The following is a 15,763-nucleotide window of genomic DNA, read 5'->3' on the forward strand; positions in this document are numbered from 1 at the left end:
AGTTGATGACCAACGATGAGTTGCCGGGTCTGCCAGCATCGCTCCCCGTGATCGACGCGAAAGCCGAGCCAACGCTGAGAAGCGCCGCGGCGGAGGCGTTCTACACCCATGCGATCCGCGAGCTCGCCGCTACCGACATTCCTTTCCTGGTCGCCGGGACCTACGCGGTGAGCGCCTATACGGGCGTGGTTCGGCAAACCAAGGATCTGGATATCTTCTGCAAGGCCGGAGATTGCGCGCGCATACTCGAGCACTTCAAGAACATCGGCTATGCGGTCGAGATCCGGGACGACCGCTGGCTCGGGAAGGTCTTCGAGGGCAAGCATTTCTTCGATGTTATCTTCGCCTCGGCCAACGGCACGATGCAGGTCAAGGATCAGTGGCTGGAGCATGCCCGCCAAGTCGAGCTGCTGGGCAGCCGGGTCCGCATCATCGGCCCAACGGAGCTCATCTGGTCGAAATGCTTTATCCAGGACAGAGGACGCCACGACGGCGCCGACATCGCCCACACCATCCTCAAGGCGCACGATCAGATCGACTGGCAAAGGCTGCTCGCCTATCTCGATGTCCATTGGGAGGTGCTGCTGATGCAGGTCCTCAACTTCCGGTGGATCTATCCCAGCGAGCGGGACCGCATTCCAGACTGGCTGCTCGACGAACTGCTGGGCCGGCTTGCGCGGCAACGGCAGCTGCCGTCGCCGAAAATGAAGATCTGCCGCGGCCGCCTGCTGTCGCAGGTCGACTATGAGATCGACGTCAAGGAATGGGGGTTTGCCGGCGTCGGCGGCGTTGGAGAGATGCGCGATGCCTGAACCAGCCACATCAGCCAAATCAAACGGCAACGGTGTCATCAAGGTCGCCGCCATGGGCGACCTGCATGTTCAGGAAGATGCCCAGACCTCGTACCGCGACCTGTTCGGCGAGATATCGCGCGAGGCCGACGTCCTGGTCCTTACAGGCGATCTCACCAATCTCGGAAAACCGCGTGAGGCGGAACTTCTGGCCGAGGATCTGCGCGCATGCTCGATTCCCGTGGTCGCGGTTCTCGGCAATCATGACTACGAATCCGGTTGCGTCGAGCAGATCGCTGCAACGCTCCGCCAGGCGGGGGTCCATCTCCTCGATGGCCAGGCGATCGAACTGAACGATGTCGGCTTCGTCGGCGTGAAGGGTTTTGTCGGCGGCTTCGGTCGAAGGATGCTGGGCTCCTTCGGTGAGCCGGCCATCAAGGCGATGGTGGCCGAAAGCGTCAACGAGGCAATGCGGCTCGAGAATGCTATGCGGCAGGTGCGCGCCAAGCGCACGCTCGTGGTGCTCCACTATGCGCCGGTCCCGGAGACCGTGGCGGGAGAGCCTCCGGAAATCTTTCCGTTCCTCGGCTCCTCGCGGCTGGCCGAAACCATCGATCGCTTCAAGGTAAGCGCCGTGGTGCATGGCCATGCCCATCGCGGCTCGTATGAAGGCCGGACCCCTGGTGGGGCCAGCGTCTACAACGTCGCCATGCATATCGCGAAGCCGACCGGCCGTCCTTACGCGCTGCTCGAAATCTGAGGCGCAGCGCTGCCTGCGGCTTCGGAACCATGCCGGCAGCGATGAGTTGTGCAGGAGACCAACGGAACCAACTTCGATGCCTGACCCCAGACAACCGGATCCCGATCGCGACACGCCGATGCCGGCGCCCAGCTGGAAACCGGAGCCGGTCAGGAAGCCGGAGCGGCACGGGCTGCCGGACGAGGTGCCGCGCCCAAATCCCGATGAAACCGACGATCCGCCGGCGCCTGCCGGGCGCATCCGGACGGAGTAAGCTCGATGGCTGCGCCTCGCGCGATCTGGAAAGGCTTCATGAAGGTCGGATCGGTTTCATGCGGCGTCAAGATCGTCGGCGCCACCAGCGAAGCGTCGAAAATCCATTTCAGGATATTGAACCGGAGGGACGGCCTGCCGGTGAAAAGCGCCTATGTGGATGAGGAGACCGGCGAACCGGTGAACGCCGAGGACCAAGTCAAGGGCTTCGAGACCGACAAGGAGGATTTCATCCAGATAGAGCCCCAGGAGATCAAGGCGCTGAAACTAACCTCCGAGCACACGCTGGAAATCGGCGAGTTCGTGCCGGTCGCAGACATCGACACGCGCTATCTCGAAAAGCCCTATTACCTCATTCCGGCGGAGGATGCTTCCGCAGAGGCGTTCAATGTCCTTCGGGAGGCCATGAAGAACAAACGGGTGGCGGCGCGATCCTGTGTCGTCCTCTACCAGCGCGGACGCGAGGTTCTCATCCAGCCCTTCGGCAAGGGAATGCTTCTCACCGAGCTGCGGGACCGCAATGAGATGGTTTCGGAGGCGACGGTGTTCGAAGGGCTGAAGAAGCAGGACTACGAGGCGGACCTGCTCGAGATCGCCGGCCTGCTGATCGACAAGAAGGCGTCGAAGTTCGATCCTTCGAAATTCGAGGATACATACGAGAACGCGCTGATAGCCATGATCGAGGCCAAGCGCAAAGGCAAGAAGCTGCCCAAGGCGGCGCCGAAACCGCGTGAGAACGTCATCAATCTGGCCGACGTTCTGCGCAAAAGCCTTGCCAAGGAGGGCATCGCCGCGAAAGGCGCGAAGCAAGGCAAACGCAAGTCAGCTTGACGCCAAGAAAGGCCGCTCAGACCTCGTCGAACCGGCTTCCTTCCTTGGAGGGATCGCGCGCGAGGACCCGCTCCTCCTCGTCGTCCGGGAGTGCCTCGTCACTTTCCTGATAGGGATTGTCGTCGTCTTCTTCGGGGAGCGTTCCATCCGCTTCTTCATCGTCCTGCGGGTCGCCGTTGACGGCGACGCTGTCGGGCAGGATCCGGCCGCCCTCAAGCGCGTCCCAGTCCTGCTGCTCGACTGCCGGAGCCTCGGTTTCGTCCTGATTTGCGGTGCGTTGCTTTTTACGCGGGTCCATCTCGTTCTCCAATGCTGCAAGCCTATCCGGCTCGCGGTTCGCTCAGTTGGAAAACCGCTCAGGCGATTGGTGGTTCCGCCCGTTGCAGCAAGTGGCGGCCGTTGTGGCGTCGCCTCTCCCTGGTAGGTGCCCTACGCGATCTGTTCGAACGTGCATTGGCGCGGCGCCTTGTCGGGCCGCCAGCGCACCAGCCTTGTTCCATGCCGGAATCGGTCGCCGGTGACATGGTCGAAGCGGACCTCCACGACCAATTCGGGCCGCACCGGCTCCCATTCTCCGCTGCGCTCGGTGCTCCAGCGGCTCGGGCCGCCGGGTGCCTTGCCGGTGAAGCCGAGCCCGCCGCGCAACGCTTCAAGCCTCTTGGTCAGCGCCGCTCGCTCGTCACTGGCGATGGTCGAGGTGAAGCCGACATGGTCGAGCTGGCCACGGTCGTTGTAGAGGCCAAGCAGCAGCGAGCCGATCTGGCGCTTGCCGCTCAGGTAGCGAAAGCCACCGACCACGCAGTCTGCTGTGCGCAGCCGCTTGACCTTGATCATGGTTCGCTCGCCCGGGCGATAGGGTTCGGCCAGTGCCTTGGCGACCACGCCATCGGTGGCACCTCGGCCGGCGCCGCGCAACCATCGTCTGGCGGTCGCGAGGCTCGTTGTGGCCGGCGAGAGCTTCAGCCCGGCGTTCTCTGCCCTGGCAACGAAGTCCTCGATCGCCCGGCGCCGATCGGGCAAGGGCAAATCGAGCAACATCTCGCCTCCCGGGGCAGCCAGTGCATCGAACAGGATCAACCGCGCCGGTGATTCCGCGCTCAGCTTGCGGATACGGCTCTCGGCCGGATGAAGGCGCATCTGCAGCGCGTCGAAGGAGACGCGCCCGTCGATCTCGATCACGATCTCGCCGTCCACGACGAATTGCCTTGCGGCGAGGTCGCGCAGCATCGTGGTCAGTTCGGGAAAGTAGCGGCCGAGCGGCTTGCCGGATTTGGCGCGAAGCTCGACGGCGTCGCGGCCTTTGAAGGCCAGGCAGCGAAACCCGTCCCATTTGGGTTCGTACTGCCAGGGACCTTCAGGCAAGGCGTCCGCGGTCCGCGCCTCCATCGGCGGCGTATCCAAAGACAGCGGAAACTCGGGACTCGAGATCGCCGGTTGGGACGTAATCCTGGAGGTCTCCATCTCCGTAGAACGTTCGACCACACCTGTAGTTTCCGATCGACGGGAACGAGTTGCACGGCGAGGCGTTGCCTCACCAAAGTTCAGAAACGAAATGTCGAGCTTTGACCGCGTCGGGCACTTCTTCACCAGAGCGAACATGAACTTCCGACAGGAAATCCGATGTCGGCTTCCGGCTTGAGCTATGGTCCTCTGGGCGAGCGCTGCGCGCATCTATGCGTCGACATGCAGAAATTGTTCGCGGAACCTTCGGAATGGGCCACGCCGTGGATCACCCGCGTCCTTCCGAGGATCGTCAGCCTCGTCGAATGGAAAGCCGAGCAGACCCTTTTCACGCGCTTCGTGCCGGCTGAAAAGCCTGGCCTGGGTGCCGGCACCTGGAGGCGCTACTATGAGCGCTGGGCGTCGATGACGATCGAAAATGTCGGGCGAGAAATGGTCGGGTTGCTGCCGCCGCTGTCATCCTTCTGTCCGCCGGCGCAGGTGATCGACAAGCATGTTTATTCGCCCTGGCCGGAGGGCAGACTGCAGAGGGCACTTGCCGCGCGCAGCATCGACACCCTGGTGGTCACGGGAGGCGAAACCGATGTTTGCGTGCTTGCAACCGTCCTTGGGGCGATCGACATCGGATATCGCGTGGTGCTGGTCACGGATGCGCTTTGCAGTTCATCGGACGCGACGCACGATGCCCTGATGACCGTCTACCATCAGCGCTTCGCGCAACAGGTCGAGACCGTCGAGATGGAGACGGTCCTTTCGGCCTGGACCTGAACGTTATGGGACGATCCGCACCGGCTGCAGCCGAAAGCGACCGATCAACTGCTGTTTGACGGGAACCGCAATGTTTCTCCGAAATTGCGCAGGCAGGGAGTGTGTAGATGCCTAAACCAGCGAAACGGGAAAAAGCTCGCAAGCCAAATCCGTCTGACCCCAACCCAAAGCAAAAGCCGCCGAGGGACACGCGCGAAAACCCGACACGGAATCCGGACGGTCCCGGCGAATTGCCGGACACCACCACGCGTGAAGGAGTCGAGACAGTCAGGCCTAACCTGAAACGCTAGTACCGGTAGGCGTACGTATTTCCGAGGCGCGACGCTTTGATGTTGTGGAGATAGGCCGCGCGAAGATTGACTTGTCGGCCCGACAAGACTGCGATTGCCGGCCAAAAAAGGAACCCCGGCTGCAGTGGTTGGGTGGGGGCACGGCAGCCGAGGTCAATGTTTTTCTCAGAACTGTGGCGCCGTTTGCTTCAAACCGCAAATCTCGCTCTAAGGTCGAGATATGCTCGCGCGCAGCTTTGAGGAGCGGAATTCCTGTGATGGCAACTTAAGGTTGTCATCCTTTCGGTCATATTAGCCACCTAAGATATAATTACCAAATTGTTAACCAGGATTAATGCGCCTTTTCCACAGCATCGTAGTATGCATTTGAGGCTGGATTACCTCAATGGAGCGGGGATCCCATACGTCCGTGGGTTGGGCCGGCGTATGCACTACTCCTTGAATCTATTCCTCACTTCGCAGCAAGTCGCCCGACACACGGTAAACAGCGTATCAGTTCATGCCGCTGAACAAGCCCTGCGTGGGAGTCAAGATAAAAAGGGGAGCGAGCGAAGTCGGCGGCGGAGAGGAGTAAATAAGGCGATGGGACATCTTCAAATTTCCGAGTCTTGGAAAGACGCGACGGGGTCGTTGCAGAACGGGCATCTGACGGACGTGAACGGGCTCGGCACGTCTGATCTCGAAGAAGGACACCCGACCGAAGGTCTGGTGGTAATTGTGGACAAGCGGGCACTCGAGCGCGAATGTCTTGCTCGAGGCCTTATCGAACATAATCCGGCTTTGCGCGTCAGCGCCGTAGGATCTCTTGATGAGATTCAGCACGTCGCCGGCGGGGCGGAGGCTTCCGCGATCCTCGTTATTCTCGGCGCCCGAAAGGTGACCGACCAGAGCGTTCGGGCGGAACTTGTGCACCTCATCTCCGAGGTCGGCGCCGTACCGGTAATCGTCGTGGTGGATTCCGACGAGCCGGGGGAGATCCTTGCGGCTCTCGAATGCGGCGCCCGCGGCTACATTCCCACGAGCGTCAAGGTGAAGGTCGCTGCCGAGGCCATCGGTCTCGCCCGCGCCGGAGGAATCTTCGTGCCTGCCAGCTGCGTGCTGGCGCTTCGCGAGATCATCCATTCGACGGCAAACGGCGCCCGTCCGCTCGCCGGAATGTTCACCTCGCGCGAGGCCGCGGTCGTGGAAGCGCTCAGGAAAGGCAAGGCCAACAAGATCATTGCCTACGAGCTCAACCTCTGCGAGAGCACGGTCAAGGTCCATATCCGCAACATCATGAAAAAACTGAAAGCCACGAACCGCACTGAGGTGGCCTACAAGCTTAGACAGATGATGCTTTGAAGGCTGCCCAGGCCTGGTGCCTGGCAATAGAACGACGCACGCCGATCCTCGACGTGGAGGCGGACCTATTTCAGGTCCGCCTCCCTTCGAGATTCAGAAATAGGACGGTGCCTGCAGGTCTTGAAACGGATGCGCTCAGGCCGATGCTCAGGCATGTTCCCGGTCGAGCATCTCGAATCCTGCCTTCACGAGAAATCCAACACTGTCGCGGCCCAACTCCGCACCGCGATATGCTGCTTCGGCAGCCTTCAGGCCTCCCGTCAGTCTGCGGATCACCGGAGCCGCTCCGAGTATCTCGAGCGGCAGGCCCAGCTCGCCGCGGTTGGGGCGCTTCGGCGGCCATACCCTGAGGCCGAAATAGCTGGCGGCCGAGCGGTCGATCCCGCCGCTGAACTGCACCAGCAGCGCCTGGCGCGTTCTCCTGGCGATGCGGCCCAGGCTATTGATGTCCATCGGTGGTTTGGCTGAGGGCCGCATAGCGACGATGATCACCTCCCATGCATCATCGGTCAGCAGAACCGGATGCGAAAAAACACCAACTCTTGCTCCACGTTCGGCGAGCATACGTTCGAGGAATGGTGCGCAGGGCGTGTCGCAGACGACGGCGAATCTCGAGGCACGCTGATCGACACCGGCATCCTCGAGTAGGACCCGGCATAAGCGCGCGAATTCCGGCATCAGGTCTATGGCCGGGTGACCGAGATTTGGAGCAGCAACCTTGATACCGGCCTCGTCACAGGCATCGAAGTCCAACACGCCTTGCCGAAGCTCCCAAGGCTCCGCCATGAGCGCAACGACCGCGTGAGAGGGCAAGAGCTCGATGAGCGATCTCGAAATCGGTCCGACCTGGGGACAATTGGTGATGAGGTCGACCTCCTGCCATTTGCGGCTTTCGATGCGGTTCGTCACTTCCACGCGTTCGGCGACCTTGGCGTACTCGGCAAATGCCAACGTCGCGTCCGCGGCCGCCGCCAGGCTCGGATGTCTGGAGGATACGCGGGTGAGTGCAACGACACGGTCGGCATTGGCGAGCGCCGCGGCTGTCGCAGTCACCGCCTGATAGCCCGTCGCCGCGCCAGCCACGACAGTGAGGCCGGAGAGATCAAGATCGAGCAAAGCTATCTGCTTGCGGACGACGGCAAGTGCTTCCGCATGGTCGACCTCCAGAAACTGACGAGCGCCCGGCCTTGCGGGGAAGTTACCGGACGAAGGCTTCGGAATGGGCGTCACGTTGCGTGCTCCACTGACAGGCTGGCAGGCATTCTTTCGACGCGGAAGATCTGTCTCGTCGAATCTCGTCGCATGCGCGCGCATGCTTTTCAGGCATTGCCAGACGGCTGCCGGCTCGCCCATCCGGCACCAGTAGCTCCAGACATTCTCTCGGCATCCTTGCCATCAGAGCTAGGGCCTGAATTCAGTCGGCGGTCTGGATCGCCCCTAGCCGGACCAGTTGATTTCGTCGATCACGAATACAGTCGAAGGTGCCCACACTGCTACTGCAGAAAATGGGTGCCAGTGTTACGCCGTTTGATCAGAAGGCTTATCGACACCGCGCAGGCAATACGCGTTCAGGCTAAGAGGCTAACCGGCGCCAGATAGGGCGCTACCTCCTTTTCGGTTCTTGCCGGGAATGATCCGCCGCGTGAAGTTGAGCGCTAAAATCAGCCGTTTTCCTTGGCGAAGCTCATGACAATCAGCGCATTCGACACGAACCCCCGCAGACCCGGAATAGGCGTCGGCCAAAACCATCGTCCGCTTGGGGGGCGGCGCAAGAGGATCATGGACGTCACCATCGCATCGATCGCGCTTGTGCTGGCCGCTCCGATCATGCTTGTGGTTGCCCTCTTAATATTGGCGACCGACGGCGGACCGGCGATATTCTCTCACACTCGGGTCGGCTTCAACGGCAGGCGTTTCGCCTGCTACAAATTCAGGACCATGGTTGCCAACTCCCAGCAGGTTCTGGCCGACTATCTTGCGAGCAATCCCGAAGCCGCCAAGGAGTGGGAGCAGAATTTGAAATTCAAGAACGATCCGCGCGTCACCTTCCTGGGGCACATTCTCAGAAAGTCGAGCCTTGATGAGTTGCCTCAGCTCATCAACGTGCTGCGCGGCGACATGAGTTGCGTCGGCCCTCGGCCGGTCGTCCCCGACGAGCTGCAACGTTACGGCGCCTGCGCTATCGATTATCTTCGAACCCGGCCCGGGCTGACCGGCGCGTGGCAAGTGACGGGCAGAGACGCAATAGACTATCCCAGCCGTGTCTCCCTCGACAGCCGCTACGTGCGAAACTGGTCCATATGGGCCGACGTCGTCATTCTCGTTCGGACGGTCTTCGCTGTGATGAGATTCGATCATGCGTCCTGACTGCCGAGGAAGGCAGCGAGCATTGGCGGCATCGCCGCTTTAAAAAAATTCCGGCGCCGGCGACGAAATGGCAGCCGCAGTCCGTCAATGCTCATCGGTCACGGCGCGACGCCACACGATGCCGAGGAAGACGCCGAGCAGGTAGGCGCCCTGCAGCGTGACAACGAAAAGCAGGATCGAAAGCAGACGGTCCCAGGCAAACAGGCTGCCGATGCCGCCTGCAATGGCGCTGAACACCACAATCACCGCGGTCATGACGATGAGCGCCGGCGCGCGAACACGAAATCCGAGCAAAATGCCGATCACGCCGACAGCGACAAGACCCCAAAGCACGGCGATCTCCTACGGTGTGAAAGACTCGGTGTGCCGCGCCCAAGTCTCCCACATGTGCAAATCCGCACCAACACCGAATCCCCGCCGCGGCTGGACCGGATCTCGACCAGGCAGACTGGAATCGCAGCACCACCAGCCCTTGCACAAAAGGCGTAGGACACCTTGTCCCAATGACGCGTTTTCGCTCATTTCCTTGTCATCCCGCTGCGCCTACGCTGCTTATGAAATAGGTACGCGGAGTATTCACCCGCGGTGCGGCAGCGCGCCTTGAATCACCGTCCTGGAGTGAACGTTGTGTCTCTATTTCTTGGCGTTGCCGTTCAGGACACAGGGGCACCGGACGCAGCCTGGCGAGGCAAGAGCGCGTCGGCCCGCGGTTGTTGCATAGCATTTTCAGCGTGACGTCCATCGATGCTGCAGGCTTCCATCCTTTTGCTGATCGTGTCGATATGGTTCCCTGGCGCCACGCGGATTGCCGGAACCGATGGCTCGATTTCCTTTTTGCTCGCTTTGTTCTGCGGCCTGGTAAGCCTCGTTCCCTACGCCGAAGCGACAAAACGTCTGCATCGCACCGACACAGCCCTGGCAACTGCCGTGCTGACAACATCTGCCCTCATCATGGTTCTATCGCTGCTGTCGGCGCTACACGCGGACAATCCGGTCAGGACCATGCGCGCTGTCTTCGCCCAGGTGTTTGGTTTCGCCACTATCCCGACCATTGCATTGATCGCCGCGAGGCCTAGGAGTTTTGAGGCAATCGACAGGATTGGGATGACCATGGCCATCATGGTTGCTGTTACATCCTGCCTTGTCGTTATTGGCCTCGGCGATGCTCGATTCGCCGATCGGGCGGAGGGCTATTTCAAGCACGCAAACCAGCTCGGAATTGCCTTGTCGGCCGGTCTGCCGCTTGTCGCCGCGAAGCTGGTCGCTTCTCGAAGGCACCGAATCCTCCTGTCGGTTTGCCTCCTCGCGGGGTTGCTGGGTTTGGTCAAATCGGGATCCAAGACGAATTTCGTTCTTGGGGTCGTCGGTCTCGGCACGTTCTACGGGCTATACTGCATCTATCTGGTGATAAGGAAGCAGCGTCCGGTAACAGTGATCGCGGCGACCGTTACGGCTCCGATATTGTTCCAGGCTAGCTTCATGATGTTGCAGTTCCTGAACCCACGGGCCTACAAGCTGCTGTCGCTTCAGCTCTCCGGCGGGGAGGCACATTCGATCGTTTCGCGGCAGCGACTGTGGTCGATATCAATCGATCTGGGCCTGTCGCATCCGTTCATGGGCGTGGGCGCAGGGCAATGGGTGGGCGACATCGCTCCGCACAGCCACAACCTGTTCATCGATTATTTTAGAACGCTGGGAGTGCCCGGCCTCGCCTTGGTGGTGATCATGGTTCTGCTGGTGGTGGGTTATCTGATCAGCGCCGTTCTGCACACATTGGTCGACAGGGGCAGGAGCGAACAAGCGACCGAAGTGAATGTCATGGTGCTCGGAACATCGGTCGCCGTATGGAACTACTTGGTCGCCAACCAGATGAGCGATTCCTTCGGGCCGTCAACCGCGGCCTTCTTCTGGCTGCCGCTCGCTTTGCTCATAGTCTACCGCGGCATGCAGCGATCGCTGCAGACCGGCCTTGCCAAGACCCCGAGGTTGTATGTCGGGACCGGGTCTCAGCTGCTTGAAGTTGAGTATGCCCCTCGCATATCGCCTTGATTTCCTGGGCATTCCAAGAGCTCATCTTATCACCTGAAATCCAATGACTTCGCACAGTTTTGGTGACCTGGCGGCAAGCCTCCCGCCAAGCGTCGAAGCACGCGCGCTGCGGACAGACATTCGATTTGTCGAGTTCTTTGGTCTGCCCGGGGTCGGAAAGACAACCACCTCCGGCCTGCTGGCGAACAGCCTGCGACGGTGTGGCCCGCCGGTAGGCGACGTGCGAGTGGCGTGGGAAGGAAGAACATTCATCGAGAGGCAGATACACAGAATGGGCGTTGTCGCCCCTCGGCTGCTAGATCGTGAGTTTCGCTCGTTGCTTGCTCGAATTGCCCGCTTCGTCATCGAAAGCAGGCAAGTGTCGCGCCTTGATGCCATCAGGCTTGTCTGGAATCTTATCAGCCTGGTCGCATTTATCCAGCATGAGAGGGCAAGAAGAAATTCAATAATCATAATGGATCAGGGGTTGCTGCAGGGATTCTGGTCCATATTGCTGAAGAGCAGATGCAGAAAAACATCCGAGAATTGGCTGGATATGCTTTCTGCCGTCGGATTGCATGACATGGTTTTTGTCCACCTGCGCAGCGAGACCGGCATCGCCAGAGACCGGCTCCTGACCAGGGGCGATCGCTCCTCGCGGCTGCAACGGACATCTCCGGACAGCGATCCCGACCTTTGGTCGGCGGCGGATCGGGCTTGCCGCGAAATGGCGGCCGCCCTTGAGCGGGGAATGGGAACGGAAGATCGCATGTGCGTGCTGGCGGCTATCGACATCGAAAGGCTTGCTTCGCCCGAAGCCGTGGCCTCGAGAGCTCTCGAGGCGGTCCGTTCGGCCTGTCTCGACCGGCATCGGCAATCCCTTTCTTCAGGTCAATGAGGATGAGGATGAACCGCCGTTCATTCATGGGTCTTGCTGGGCTGTCTCCCGTGTTCGCCCTGTTGCCGGGCGCGTACCAGGCGGAGGGCGGGCAGATGCCGGAGGGCAAGCAGCTCGTTCTGACGGGCGAGCATGGCTACGAACAACAAATGTTTCGGGATCTCGAAGCCGGGGCGACAATCGATGCCCGGAATGCTTCCTTCACAGTCGCCAACAGCAGAAATCCTGAGCCCAGCGCGATGATGGGCTGCGACGAAGGAGACCTGCCGGTCAATCGCTACCCGGTGGTCATCCGCAACTGTCCGGACGTTCATTTCATCGGGGGGCGCTTCGACGGCCAGGTGCCGCTGACCTCCGATTGGCGCGACACCTACTGCAACAGCGCGGCTCTGCTGGTCAGGGACGGAACCGCCAATGCGACAATAGAAGGCGTCCGCGCGCGGCGCTGCTGGGATGGCGTGCGTTTCGCGGCGCGGGCCGACGGCTTTCACCTGAAAGGCTGCTGGCTCAGCGAAATCAGGGATGATGCGGTGGAGAACGACTACCTGCTCAGCGGCATTGTCGAGGATTGCCTGTTCGACGGCTGTTTTTCGGGGATCAGCGTGGATCCTGCCTCAAACGAGCGGGATGGGACAGGGGAGACAGTGCAGATCGATCGAACCCTCATTCGCATGCACCCGTTTCTCTCCAAGGGCGAAATCACACATCAGGCGCCGATCAAGGCCGTCGATCAGTCACCCAGGCTGAGGATAACGGGATCGGTTTTCGCATTGGCTTCGGTGAACATGCGTGGACTCCGTCGCCTGGAAAGAACCTGGGGGCTGGCTATCGAAAGCCGGGACAACGTGTTGCTGTGGCTGCCCGACGAACCAATTCCTTCGGAATTGCCGCTGCCGCCATCCGGTTTCAAGGTGCTGACGGGCGCTGACGCGCGCGAATACTGGAACAAGGCGCATCTGCAATGGGTTGCGGCGCATCAGAACGTGGCCCGGTTCTCCGACGAAGCGCTGTGAGAAGTCGCACTCGGGGGCAAACATTCGGTTGCTTAGCTGTGTTGGGCGAAGTGAACTCCTGCCGAAACGCTTGTCGCTTCGCCCATTGAACGTACTTGTTTCGCAACGACAGGTTGGACCGCCGTCGCGTTCCGGCAGAGGGGGAGAGGACTACTCGATGAATCACGAGGCGGGTAACGGAACGGCGCCGCCAGGCTCCACCGCTCATATCCCGGCCACGTTTGTGACCCAGGGGCGGCTGGCACGCGTCAGGGGGCAGAATATCCTGTTCAGTCCTTCCCAGCGGGCCATCTTCGCCGTCAACGATACTGCCGCCGAGATCTGGCGCTCCCTGGAAGAGGGAACATCGCCGCGCGCCATTTCGGCCGAGATGGCGCGCGCCGGCGTCGATGGGATCGAGGCAAACAGGCATGTCGAGGCCGCGCTGAGGGATTGGCAGCGGCTGAGCTTGATACGGCCCGACGCACCGCCGTCTGTGTCGGCTCGAGAGGCTGTGAGCCAGGTCGTCGCGATCGCGGGCCTTTCCGTACGCATCGAGTATCCTGCAGCCTGCGCCTTTCCCGCGGTCGCCGTGTTCCGGCATCTCGAGGTCCGACGAGAGACTGCCGACATTCTGTTCCAACTGGTCGAGCATGAAGGACGGGTCCACCTGTTCCGGGATGGCGACTGGGTTCTTTCCTGCGCGCCCGACGAGCTGCCCGTCATGGTGAAAGGGCAAATGCTGATCGAGGTCCTCGATCGCAGCGCCTACGAACTTGCTCTGCACGCGGCTGCGCTTCTCAAAAATGAGCGCATCGTGCTTCTTTGCGGCAACCCGGGCGCAGGCAAGACTACGTTGACCCTGGCGCTGGTCAATGCAGGGTTCGGTTTCGTATCTGACGATGTGACCCTGTTGGACTCCCGGGGACATGGCATTGGTCTGCCGTTTGCGCCTGCCGTCAAGGCAGGAGCATGGCCGCTTTTGGCCGAACGCTTCCCCGATCTCGACGCTGTTCCGGTTTGTCGCCGGCCAGACCGCAGGCGAGTTCGGTTTGCGGTGCCCAGCGAGGTCGTGCCGTCCTCTCCCATACCAATCGGCTATGCAATCCAGCTTCGTCGAGGTCGCGACGCGAAAGCTTGCCTCGAGCCGATCGACCCGGCCAGCGCATTGCGTGTGCTGCTCAACGGGGCGTTCGCACCCGGCCGAGAGTTGAGTGGCAGCGCCTTCGACACTCTGACCGAAGTCATCGGATCGGCGGGCACCTATTGCCTGAATTATTCGAAGCTCGATGATGCAGTAGAGCTGATCACGAAGGCATGCCGGTGAGACACAGAGGTAACGCGCTCGAGGCTCTGATCGCCGGACTTCGCGGCAGTCCGGCCGACCGGGTCGATTGGCACGCGGTAATCGCCCTGGCCAATCGCACTTTGCTCACGCCGGATTTGTTCTCCTCCCTCGCACGCGCCGGCCAGATCCACCGGCTGCCGCAGGACGTGTACGAATATCTCCAGTTCGTTCACGACTGCAATCGGGAGCGGAACTTGCGCTTGCGTGCGCAACTGCGCGAAGCCGTTGCGGCGCTTAATCGCCGCGGCATCGTTCCGCTCCTGCTCAAGGGCGCTGTTCCCTTGTTCCTTGCGCCGGCCGGCCAGGCTCCCAGCAGGATGACAAGCGACCTCGATCTGGCCGTGGAGCCGGCCGAAGCGGCTGCCGCCCAAATCTGCCTTGAAGAGCTCGGCTATGTCGAGGTGGCAGGTGAGCGAGGCATGGCGCGTGAGCAGGATGCCGGAATGCTGGAACTCCGGGCGCGCCGGGCGATCGACTTTGAACCTCCCAAGCTCGTCCAGCACGACGATTTGTGGGTGAATATTCCTACTGCCCAGTCCCGGGCTCTGCACTGGATCGTGCACGACCTGTTTAAGGAGGGCGACTATTGGCGCGGAAGGATTGATCTCAGGCACCTTCACGACCTGGCGCAATTGGCGGAGACCGAGAACGTGGACTGGAGCGCGCTGCAGGCATCCATGTCGGACCGAAGCGCCCGCAATGCCCTGGATACCCAGCTCCTGGCCTTGCACCACTTCTTCGGAACCAGGATCCCGGCAAGATGCGCGCGGCGCCCGATCGTCCGTTTCCAGCACTGGAGGCGCGTCTTCACGGCAACCCACCCGATCATCGGCGCTCCGTTGCGCCTGGCCGGGAATTTGATTTGGGGAACGCGGCGGTTTCTAAGCGCCAGGGGTTCGGCGAGGGGGGGCTCGTCCGATTTCGCGCGGCGCATCGCTCGGACGCTTTTGCTTCCAAGCGCGAAAATCTAAGCCTTTTGGTGAACTAGTATCCTGGCATCGGGAAACATAAGCTGTTGTGATACTTTGGAACCCGCATGGGAGAATCGTCATGCCAACCGAAAGCACGAAACGCTCGGAAAGGACGCAGGAAGTCCTCGTTTCAGAGGCTCAGGCGCGCCGGGACTTTCTCAAGAAGGCAGGGCGTTTTGCGGCGGTGACTCCACCGGCCATAACGGTTCTGCTCGGCACCAGCCTGAACTCCAGAGCAATCGCCAAATCGGGAGGAACACGCCCGGGCAACGGCTGGGGCGACAACAATCATATTCACATTGGTCCTCCCGGCCAGTCGTAAGGTTGACCGTCAGGGTCGCTGAAGCAGCGTTTTGAGAAACCAAAAGCGCGTCGCGGGGAAATGGATCCCGGCGGCGCGCTTTCGCGTCTTTGCTTCAATTTTGATACCCCGATCGCTGGCGGCACGCCGCAGTCGGGGTATTTTGTTTGTTGGCGGCGACCGGGTTGGCGCAAGCGTAAATCGTTCCTGTCAGATCAGGCGAGCAGCCAATCGTTCAAATGGAATTCATAGATCTTGCCGTCGTTCTCGGTCGGATTCGAGTCGTTGTCCACGCCGCGATCGACGACATAGAGGCTCATTTGGTGGCTCGGATCGTCGCTGCTCGGCGCCAGGGCAAGTCCCG

Annotated in this window: 17 protein-coding genes; 13 read left to right on the forward strand and 4 right to left on the reverse strand. The window is 61.0% G+C overall.

Annotated elements, in window-relative coordinates; genetic code table 11:
• Positions 1–5: 5 nt before the first annotated feature.
• The 4 genes from A9K66_RS05430 to A9K66_RS05440 all read left to right on the forward strand — a co-directional run bounded on the left by A9K66_RS05430 (position 6) and on the right by A9K66_RS05440 (position 2,634).
• A complete protein-coding gene (locus A9K66_RS05430; RefSeq protein ID WP_067320790.1) occupies positions 6–812 on the forward strand; it encodes a nucleotidyltransferase in 807 nt (268 codons plus the stop codon).
• Positions 805–1,551 carry a metallophosphoesterase gene (locus tag A9K66_RS05435; RefSeq protein ID WP_067320643.1) on the forward strand — a complete coding sequence of 249 codons (747 nt, stop codon included), beginning with the start codon at positions 805–807 and terminating at the stop codon, positions 1,549–1,551. Before A9K66_RS05430 ends, A9K66_RS05435 begins: the two co-directional genes overlap by 8 nt.
• Positions 1,552–1,627: 76 nt before the next feature.
• Positions 1,628–1,804, forward strand: a complete 177-nt coding sequence (locus tag A9K66_RS30670) for a hypothetical protein (protein WP_082953724.1) — start codon at positions 1,628–1,630, stop codon at positions 1,802–1,804.
• Positions 1,805–1,809: 5 nt separating this feature from the next.
• On the forward strand, positions 1,810–2,634 hold the full coding sequence (locus A9K66_RS05440; RefSeq protein WP_067320650.1) for a Ku protein: 825 nt from the start codon (positions 1,810–1,812) through the stop codon (positions 2,632–2,634).
• Positions 2,635–2,650: 16 nt separating this feature from the next.
• Here A9K66_RS05440 and A9K66_RS05445 read toward each other — a convergent pair whose 3' ends face one another.
• Together A9K66_RS05445 and A9K66_RS05450 are read right to left on the reverse strand one after the other, a co-directional pair.
• Entirely contained in the window at positions 2,651–2,932 is a 282-nt protein-coding gene (locus A9K66_RS05445) for a hypothetical protein (protein WP_067320651.1), read from the reverse strand.
• Between the two features lie 131 nt (positions 2,933–3,063).
• On the reverse strand, positions 3,064–4,095 hold the full coding sequence (locus A9K66_RS05450) for an ATP-dependent DNA ligase (RefSeq protein WP_067320654.1): 1,032 nt from the start codon (positions 4,093–4,095) through the stop codon (positions 3,064–3,066).
• Positions 4,096–4,254: 159 nt separating this feature from the next.
• Between A9K66_RS05450 and A9K66_RS05455 the strand changes: the two genes are divergently transcribed.
• A complete protein-coding gene (locus A9K66_RS05455) occupies positions 4,255–4,863 on the forward strand; it encodes a cysteine hydrolase family protein (RefSeq protein WP_067320655.1) in 609 nt (202 codons plus the stop codon).
• A 944-nt stretch (positions 4,864–5,807) separates the two neighbouring features.
• Positions 5,808–6,494, forward strand: a complete 687-nt coding sequence (locus A9K66_RS05460; protein ID WP_245299539.1) for a response regulator transcription factor — start codon at positions 5,808–5,810, stop codon at positions 6,492–6,494.
• Between the two features lie 147 nt (positions 6,495–6,641).
• On the opposite strand, the gene A9K66_RS05465 is transcribed toward A9K66_RS05460, so the two are convergent.
• Positions 6,642–7,847 (reverse strand): hypothetical protein, encoded by a 1,206-nt coding sequence (locus A9K66_RS05465; protein ID WP_067320658.1) that lies wholly within the window; start codon positions 7,845–7,847, stop codon positions 6,642–6,644.
• 426 nt (positions 7,848–8,273) lie between these two features.
• On the opposite strand from A9K66_RS05465, the gene A9K66_RS05470 reads away from it, so the two are divergent.
• Complete coding sequence (locus A9K66_RS05470) at positions 8,274–8,861, forward strand: sugar transferase (RefSeq protein WP_208720894.1); 588 nt, start codon at positions 8,274–8,276, stop codon at positions 8,859–8,861.
• 84 nt (positions 8,862–8,945) lie between these two features.
• Here the strand turns inward: A9K66_RS05470 and A9K66_RS05475 are convergent, their stop codons facing one another.
• Positions 8,946–9,194: a hypothetical protein gene (locus tag A9K66_RS05475; RefSeq protein ID WP_066992046.1), complete on the reverse strand. Its 249-nt coding sequence runs from the start codon at positions 9,192–9,194 to the stop codon at positions 8,946–8,948.
• Positions 9,195–9,605: 411 nt separating this feature from the next.
• On the opposite strand from A9K66_RS05475, the gene A9K66_RS05480 reads away from it, so the two are divergent.
• The 6 genes from A9K66_RS05480 to A9K66_RS29105 all read left to right on the forward strand — a co-directional run bounded on the left by A9K66_RS05480 (position 9,606) and on the right by A9K66_RS29105 (position 15,420).
• Positions 9,606–10,910, forward strand: a complete 1,305-nt coding sequence (locus A9K66_RS05480; RefSeq protein ID WP_067320661.1) for an O-antigen ligase family protein — start codon at positions 9,606–9,608, stop codon at positions 10,908–10,910.
• A 43-nt stretch (positions 10,911–10,953) separates the two neighbouring features.
• A complete protein-coding gene (locus A9K66_RS05485; RefSeq protein ID WP_067320663.1) occupies positions 10,954–11,787 on the forward strand; it encodes a hypothetical protein in 834 nt (277 codons plus the stop codon).
• Positions 11,788–11,795: 8 nt separating this feature from the next.
• Complete coding sequence (locus A9K66_RS05490; protein WP_067320796.1) at positions 11,796–12,800, forward strand: hypothetical protein; 1,005 nt, start codon at positions 11,796–11,798, stop codon at positions 12,798–12,800.
• A 157-nt stretch (positions 12,801–12,957) separates the two neighbouring features.
• A complete protein-coding gene (locus A9K66_RS05495) occupies positions 12,958–14,106 on the forward strand; it encodes a PqqD family protein (protein ID WP_067320667.1) in 1,149 nt (382 codons plus the stop codon).
• Positions 14,097–15,098 (forward strand): nucleotidyltransferase family protein, encoded by a 1,002-nt coding sequence (locus tag A9K66_RS05500; RefSeq protein WP_067320670.1) that lies wholly within the window; start codon positions 14,097–14,099, stop codon positions 15,096–15,098. Before A9K66_RS05495 ends, A9K66_RS05500 begins: the two co-directional genes overlap by 10 nt.
• Positions 15,099–15,177: 79 nt before the next feature.
• Complete coding sequence (locus A9K66_RS29105; RefSeq protein WP_082953725.1) at positions 15,178–15,420, forward strand: hypothetical protein; 243 nt, start codon at positions 15,178–15,180, stop codon at positions 15,418–15,420.
• Positions 15,421–15,763: the final 343 nt, after the last annotated feature.

Origin of the sequence: Mesorhizobium sp. AA23, assembly GCF_001672435.1 — a bacterium.
Taxonomy (GTDB): domain Bacteria; phylum Pseudomonadota; class Alphaproteobacteria; order Rhizobiales; family Rhizobiaceae; genus Mesorhizobium.

What these genes read in the sequence shown, in the direction of transcription:
- A9K66_RS05430 (WP_067320790.1), top strand. Translation starts at nt 6, where the DNA reads ATGACCAACGATGAGTTGCCGGGTCTGCCAGCATCGCTCCCCGTGATC.
- A9K66_RS05435 (WP_067320643.1), top strand. Translation starts at nt 805, where the DNA reads ATGCCTGAACCAGCCACATCAGCCAAATCAAACGGCAACGGTGTCATC.
- A9K66_RS30670 (WP_082953724.1), top strand. Translation starts at nt 1,628, where the DNA reads ATGCCTGACCCCAGACAACCGGATCCCGATCGCGACACGCCGATGCCG.
- A9K66_RS05440 (WP_067320650.1), top strand. Translation starts at nt 1,810, where the DNA reads ATGGCTGCGCCTCGCGCGATCTGGAAAGGCTTCATGAAGGTCGGATCG.
- A9K66_RS05445 (WP_067320651.1), bottom strand. Translation starts at nt 2,932, where the DNA reads ATGGACCCGCGTAAAAAGCAACGCACCGCAAATCAGGACGAAACCGAG.
- A9K66_RS05450 (WP_067320654.1), bottom strand. Translation starts at nt 4,095, where the DNA reads ATGGAGACCTCCAGGATTACGTCCCAACCGGCGATCTCGAGTCCCGAG.
- A9K66_RS05455 (WP_067320655.1), top strand. Translation starts at nt 4,255, where the DNA reads ATGTCGGCTTCCGGCTTGAGCTATGGTCCTCTGGGCGAGCGCTGCGCG.
- A9K66_RS05465 (WP_067320658.1), bottom strand. Translation starts at nt 7,847, where the DNA reads ATGGGCGAGCCGGCAGCCGTCTGGCAATGCCTGAAAAGCATGCGCGCG.
- A9K66_RS05470 (WP_208720894.1), top strand. Translation starts at nt 8,274, where the DNA reads ATGGACGTCACCATCGCATCGATCGCGCTTGTGCTGGCCGCTCCGATC.
- A9K66_RS05480 (WP_067320661.1), top strand. Translation starts at nt 9,606, where the DNA reads ATGCTGCAGGCTTCCATCCTTTTGCTGATCGTGTCGATATGGTTCCCT.
- A9K66_RS05485 (WP_067320663.1), top strand. Translation starts at nt 10,954, where the DNA reads ATGACTTCGCACAGTTTTGGTGACCTGGCGGCAAGCCTCCCGCCAAGC.
- A9K66_RS05490 (WP_067320796.1), top strand. Translation starts at nt 11,796, where the DNA reads ATGAACCGCCGTTCATTCATGGGTCTTGCTGGGCTGTCTCCCGTGTTC.
- A9K66_RS05495 (WP_067320667.1), top strand. Translation starts at nt 12,958, where the DNA reads ATGAATCACGAGGCGGGTAACGGAACGGCGCCGCCAGGCTCCACCGCT.
- A9K66_RS05500 (WP_067320670.1), top strand. Translation starts at nt 14,097, where the DNA reads ATGCCGGTGAGACACAGAGGTAACGCGCTCGAGGCTCTGATCGCCGGA.
- A9K66_RS29105 (WP_082953725.1), top strand. Translation starts at nt 15,178, where the DNA reads ATGCCAACCGAAAGCACGAAACGCTCGGAAAGGACGCAGGAAGTCCTC.